5 protein-coding genes are annotated in these 6,549 nt (G+C 37.1%); all 5 read right to left on the reverse strand.

All coding sequences use genetic code 11. From position 1 onward, the window contains the following. Positions 1–2,055, reverse strand: a 2,055-nt coding sequence (locus AADI82_RS12660; protein WP_341216793.1) for an alpha-N-acetylglucosaminidase TIM-barrel domain-containing protein, incomplete at its 3' end; no start/stop codon positions are given. A gap of 74 nt (positions 2,056–2,129) precedes the next feature. Next, positions 2,130–3,539 carry a Gfo/Idh/MocA family oxidoreductase gene (locus tag AADI82_RS12665; RefSeq protein WP_341216794.1) on the reverse strand — a complete coding sequence of 470 codons (1,410 nt, stop codon included), beginning with the start codon at positions 3,537–3,539 and terminating at the stop codon, positions 2,130–2,132. Positions 3,540–3,591: 52 nt separating this feature from the next. Continuing rightward, the gene (locus AADI82_RS12670; RefSeq protein ID WP_341216795.1) at positions 3,592–4,923 is read right to left on the reverse strand and encodes a sugar porter family MFS transporter; all 1,332 of its coding nucleotides are present in this window, start codon (positions 4,921–4,923) and stop codon (positions 3,592–3,594) included. Between the two features lie 13 nt (positions 4,924–4,936). After that, positions 4,937–5,698, reverse strand: coding sequence for a creatininase family protein (locus AADI82_RS12675; protein ID WP_341216796.1), 762 nt, complete (start codon positions 5,696–5,698; stop codon positions 4,937–4,939). Positions 5,699–5,712: 14 nt separating this feature from the next. Beyond that, positions 5,713–6,549: RidA family protein (locus AADI82_RS12680; RefSeq protein ID WP_341216797.1), on the reverse strand; the 837-nt coding region annotated here is incomplete at its 5' end.

A 6,549-nucleotide genomic window follows, 5' to 3' on the forward strand; every position in this document is an offset into this window, starting at 1 on the left:
TTCCTCTCCTTCCTTTTGAGCATTATACCAAGCCTGCCATCTGGCCAAATAGTAATTCTTTAAAAGTCCACCCCATAATCTTGACGCATACTCGGTTAAACCACTTCCCCAGACCGTAATAATTCGCTTAGCATCCGATTCATAATAATCACTTTGCCCCTCATCCACTCCCCAACTTCTTGCTTTAGCAACCCATCTTTCTAAATTATATAAACTATGGTGGGATAACATGTCATCTATTTTAGTCACCAAATCAGAAATCTGTTCCATTTGTTTGTCAGATTCCATTACTGTTCTTTGGCTTATGTTACCCCTTAAATCCATTATCAATGAATCTGCAATAGCCATGTATTTGTATGTAGCCAATTCGATAAGATCATTTATATAAAGTTGATTGTTCTTATATGTCTCGTATTCTTCCAAAAACAAACTTAAAGCTTGATTAACATTCTGGTCTGCTTTAGGTATAACATGATAGGAACTTGCTAAAGTAACCGGATTAGACTGGATTCTGTTTACGGCATGATCTATTTCTTTATTATAAATAGAATTACATAACAACAACCAAGCTTCATACAATTTGTCCGATTTCATGCCATAACGGTTGTTGCAATATGAAACCAACCAATTTTTATAATCCAACGGTTCATTGTTCCACATGGCATCTGATACCAGCTCGTAAATCACCTCGTTGGTTTCTGTCCCTTCTGGAGAAAAACCGAAGGCTTTCAGTTTACCACCTGCTTTTCTTTTTGCTATCTCTGGAATTAAATGCCCGTATTGTGTTAATAAACCTCCTATTTGAGAAGCCCCTCCCCAATTTGGGATTACACTATACATCCAGCTCTTACCAAAAAAATCATCCATACTTTTATAAAATGGACTGGTCTCTGCATATAAATCCAATACCATCATCTTATCATCTGGAATCGTACTCAATAAGGCGCTTGCCCTGTCGTTGGTCCAAAATCCTTTATCCATAAATAACCAGCCCATCATTAGCCATGTTGCATCTTCATCGGCTTCAACAATCGATGTGTATATAGCGTTTCCAAATTCAGCTAATTCTTTTTGTAGGACTTCTTCAGATTCATCACTAACAGGGGGTCTTAACTCATTAAAGGCATCGGCCAAGAAAAAGTCGACCTCTCCAAATTCTTTTTTCCAAGTATCAATAAAATCTTTTCCAATCTTTTTATAATAAGGCGACAGAGGATGTAAAATATGCGTTGTATTATCTCCTTTAAAACCTACCCATCCATCAACATGCCTAACTTTAGCATCAGGAAATTTCGCTTCAAATTCCTTAGGAACAAACCCAGCAAAAGCAGAAGCGACAGGATGTATCCCAATGGATCGCATCTGCTTTAATATTTTCTTTTGAAGCGTCTTTGTTTTTTCGAAATAGTCACTTGGAATAGGGCCTCCGTGTTTATTAATGTTTCCCATTCTATGCCATGGTAAATAAGATGGTCCTGTAAAGTATTCTTCCAATTCTGTATTGGTGAACCCATATTTATGCCAAACTTCTTTCCAAATAGCTTCGGTTCCTATTGGAGCCAACATCATATTATAGCCATGTATAGCCATGATATCCAGATATTTTAGCCAATCTTCCCATTGATAGTAGGGTGTAGTATAACCAAAACCACAAATGTTATCCTGTAAGGTATATTGAAAAGGACACACCACACGCTTTTTTGTATAGTTAGGCCAAGTTTCGGGGATTTGAATATTATTTCCTCCCCATGAAATCATACTATTACAAGCCTCTTTGAGGTAAGTGTATGCACCTTTACATTGAGCCACTCCAGTATTTCCACCAACTTTTAGAATACCGTTTCTAGCTTCGATTTCATAAACCATCTTATTTGGGTTTAAGCTATCACTAGGTATGGAATAAAATTGTATCGCTTTTGCTCTTTCTCCAATTAGCCTATATAAAACTTCACTTGCCGGTGATTTTTCATGTTTGAAATTTGACTTCTGAGAACATCCCATAGCACATACGATAAGTATGAGCATAAAATTAAAATTCCTGAAAATATTTTTCATTTTTAAGTTTTTTTAGGGTACTATCTGAAGTAGGTTTCACTCTTTATCTTAAAATAACATTAAATAGAATGCCCTTAGACCTTTAGATCCACATCGAGAACCTTTCCACCTTTAAGCCTGCTTTTTTCTGCTTGAAATCCTATTAAATGGCTTTCCATAGAAGCTTCTATCGTGGAGGTTAACTGTGTGGAATCCTGTAGTTTTACGGCCCTTACAAAATCCCTTGCCAAACGCATATCGCCACCGCCATGACCATGACCAGCATAAATACCATCATTAATATCTTTAGCAGTCCAGTGTTTTTTCTCTCGTGTTCTAAAATCGAAAACCGTCATGCTATCCATATCACCAACTATATCACCCATAGTCCCCATGATGCGTGTGCGTCTGCCCCCATAACTGGTAAGGCCTTCCATAGAAAACGAAACCGTAATATCGTCTTCAAACTGCATGTTTACTATTTGGTGATCTACCACATTGTTATCGCAATGGTATACACAGCGACCGTAAGGACTGGTTTTTAAGAGTTCCATAACGGAATCCGTATCATGTTTTTCTAGTTTTAAATGATGTAAAAATGACTTTCGTTCTGCATAAATTTTTATAGCCGAAAAAGGGCATTCACGCTCCACGGCACAGCCATCGGTACAACGTTTTGTACTGCCTTTGGGTGCGTTTTCCGATTTGAACAATTTCAAGGAACCAAAAGAGGATACTTTTTTACAAGGTTTACCAACCAACCAGCGTATAATATCGGTGTCGTGACAAGATTTTGAAAGTATCATTGGGGTTGATATTTTAGAGTTGCCCCAATTACCTCGAACAAATGAATGCGACATGTGGATATGCTCCACCGGCTCGAAGTGCTGTACACTAACGACCTCTCCTATTTTACCCGAATCAATAATTTCCTTCATCTTCACAAAATAGGGTGCATAACGCAACACATGACATATACCTACAATTTTACCGTATTTGCGCTGTTGTTTTAAAATATCATAACACTCGTCCCAAGTTTGGGCTATGGCCTTTTCCAGTAATACATCATATCCCATCTCAATCGCTTTCATCGCAGGACCGTAATGCAGAGCATCTGGTGTTGTAATAATAACGGCATCTGCGAACTTGGGGCCTTCAAATACATGTTCCCAAGTAATAAATTGATTGTTTTTGGGGATGCTATGGGATTTGGAAAAGTTATTCCTTCTATAATCAATTGGTTCTGCTACGCCTATAATATTCAACTCTTTGGAATTTTGAAGAGCATAACCAGCATACACATTGCCTCGTCCACCAGCCCCAAGCACAATAGCAGTAACGGGGGTCTCAAAATGTAGCGATTCTAAAGCTTTTTCTTCAATATACTGTGTTTTTGCAGTTTCCTTTGTACTGGCACTAACAACATCTATTGCTCCAACAGTTACTGCTGCCGATCCCAAACCTATCCGTTTTAATGCTTCCCGTCTACTGAAATTACTTTTCATCTTTATATGTTTTTATAAATTTCACTTTTCAAAATACGATCTAAAGGTTAAGCTACTTATTTTCAAACTCAATTTCTTCCAATGTTTTATTTGTAGTTTCAAATAAAAACGTTTTGAAGAAAAAGAATCCTAAAAGCGTCATTATGGAAAAGAAGGCAAAACAATAGCCAATGCCTTTACCTTCGCTAAAAGCGCCTACTACTATTGGAAACAAAAACGTAATGGAGCCATTTACGATCCAGTTTGAAAAAGACCCAATGGCCATACCGCGCGACCTGATATTATTTGGAAATATCTCTGCCAATAGCACAAATACGACTGCTCCCATTGACGATGCAAAAAATGCCACATAGCAAATAAGGATACCCAATAACAACCAGCCTTCAGTATTACCTGTGTAAAATGCCCACGAAAAAACAGCTAGGGATATGGTCATTCCAAGGGTTCCAACATACAATAGTTTTTTCCTTCCTATTTTGTCAATCAAACTCATCGCCAATATGGTAAAAACCAAATTTGTAGCACCAAGGATGACGGTTTGCCCTATGGCAGAATCTGTTGAAAAACCGGCAGCTCTAAAAATATCAGTTGCATAATAAAAAACTATGGCAACACCTGTAAACTGACTAAACAATCCTATGCAAATCCCTATTGATGTAAATTTCAGGTTAGGTTTTTTAAATAGTTGCTCTTGTTTCCCTTCCTGTTCCAATTTTATAGATGCTTCAATTTCTGAAATAATACTTTGTGTATCTGTATCGGGATTTACATCTTTAATGGTTTCCTTGGCTTCTTCATGGTTTCCTACTTGCATTAACCAACGTGGACTTTTACGGACTTTATAGAGTAAAATGAGGAATATCAATGCCGGTATGGTTTCGGAAATAAACATATAACGCCAATTGTTTTTCCCTGTATCGATTAGGAGGTAATCTACAAAAAAGGCCACCAATATACCTACTACCAATGCCAATTGAAAGGTTATTATGAGTCGTCCCCGATGTGTTGCCGGAGCTATTTCTGAAATGTAAATAGGAGATAATACCGAAGCCGCACCAACGGCTAATCCGCCAATAAATCGAAATAGAATAAAACTATTGATTTCTGGTGCAAGTCCTGTACCGATAGCAGAAACCAAAAACAACAACGCAGAAAGTTTTAGCATTTCCCTCCTCCCGTATATATCACCTGGTTTACCTATACCTATAGCTCCAATTATACATCCTAATAACGCTGAACTTACTGCCCAACCCGTCATAACATCACTTAATTGAAAAAACGATTTAAAAAAAGGGAGAGCTCCGTTAATAACGGCAGTATCAAACCCATATAAAAGGCCTCCAATTGCTGCGACCAAGGTGTATAAAATTAGTTTTCCTTTCATGTGTTTATATTTATTACTTATCAATGATTAAAAGATCATCTATAATTTTTTTCAAATCATCAACAACCAATTTCGAAATTTGCTTCCCTTTTTCTAAAGTTCCATATTCTGGATTGCCAAAAACGCCATTGGTGGTCATTTCTTTTGTAGATCTATAATAGGAAGCTTTAGCACCTCGTAACATATCGCCTTCACTCCAAGAGAACGTTTTTGTATGCTTACCTTTTTCAATTTTATCAGGATGAACTAAATGAGGTGCAATCAACAACATGAGAGAGGTTTCAAATTCCCCAGCATGTCCAACGCCACCTTTACCACTTTCATTTAAAGTGAATAAGGCATCAGATGCTAGTTTCCACCAGGTAACCATAATGATGTTTGTAGTGGGGTTATCATAGCCTAACTTTTCTACTAAAACTTGCCCAACAGCCTGATTTCCGCCATGACTATTTAATAGAATAATATTTGTAAACCCATGCTGTATGACGGATTTTACAATGTCTTCCACTTGTCTAATAAATGTATCATGGCTAATGGTAAGTGTTCCCGAAAAATCCATATGATGCGAAGAGCATCCTATACTGATAGAAGGTAGCACTAGTACCTTATCAGGGATGGCTTTGTGTAGCTCATTAACAAAATGTTCTCCAATTAATCTATCGGTTGCTAGTGGTAAATGCTTTCCGTGCTGTTCTGTAGCTGCCATAGTAAGTATAACTGGTGTGTTTTTAGCTATCTTACTTAATTCTAAACTTGTTAGTTGATCCCAAATCATAATCGTATGTTTTCTTATTTTTTAGCAGCCCACATCTCAATCTCAACAACCAAATTCATTAGTAACCCTGTTTGGACTGCTGTACGAACGGGCTTGGGGTCTTTAAAGTAATCTTTATAAACGGCGTTAAATCTTGGCCAATCGGCTAAGTCTTTTATAAATACATTTACTTTAAAGACATCGTTTAGAGTACATCCAGCTGACGCTAATTGTATACTGCAATTATCCATCATGTAAACCGTTTGTTCCTCTATAGTATCACCTATAACATTTCCTTGCTTATCTATTGCAGCTTGCCCTGAAATAACAATTAATTTATTAGGATTTACCTCTAAAACTGGAGAATAAGGCCCTGCGGTAACATGCTGACCTGCATTTGCTGGCATCTGTTTTGCCGCTTGTAGATTAGAGTTGGAATTTAAATTAAAAAATGGTAAATACCCCGTAAATCCAACTATCTTCCAGTGTCCATTTATTATTCTACACCTATAAAGTGTTTGCCAATTGGTTTCTACATAACTTCCATCTGCCTTTTTTATATCACCTACAAACTTTTTATGTAATAAGGCCGCATTACCTATAATTTCTATGTCTTGTAATATGGTTACTCTATGTAATGCTTCGGCTACATCCTCTCCCCAAGCTGTTTCATGAAACTCTTTAGCTTGTTGAAGCCATGAGGTTTTGTAGCTTTCTAAATTAGGAAAACTTAATTTCCATTGATCTATATTTTGAGATTTCCCTCCATCAATTCCCATAAAACCTTCTTCATGAAAATCATTTTCGACCATTTTCCAGTCTTGGTTTACAAAAGCCTCAATATCTCTTTTGACCACCATGTCCCAAATTTC

The organism is uncultured Wocania sp. (assembly GCF_964021735.1).
GTDB lineage: Bacteria > Bacteroidota > Bacteroidia > Flavobacteriales > Flavobacteriaceae > Wocania_A.

Excerpts from the sequence above, each read along its gene's own strand:
- AADI82_RS12665 (WP_341216794.1), bottom strand. The coding sequence starts at position 3,539 with ATGAAAAGTAATTTCAGTAGACGGGAAGCATTAAAACGGATAGGTTTG.
- AADI82_RS12670 (WP_341216795.1), bottom strand. The coding sequence starts at position 4,923 with ATGAAAGGAAAACTAATTTTATACACCTTGGTCGCAGCAATTGGAGGC.
- AADI82_RS12675 (WP_341216796.1), bottom strand. The coding sequence starts at position 5,698 with ATGATTTGGGATCAACTAACAAGTTTAGAATTAAGTAAGATAGCTAAA.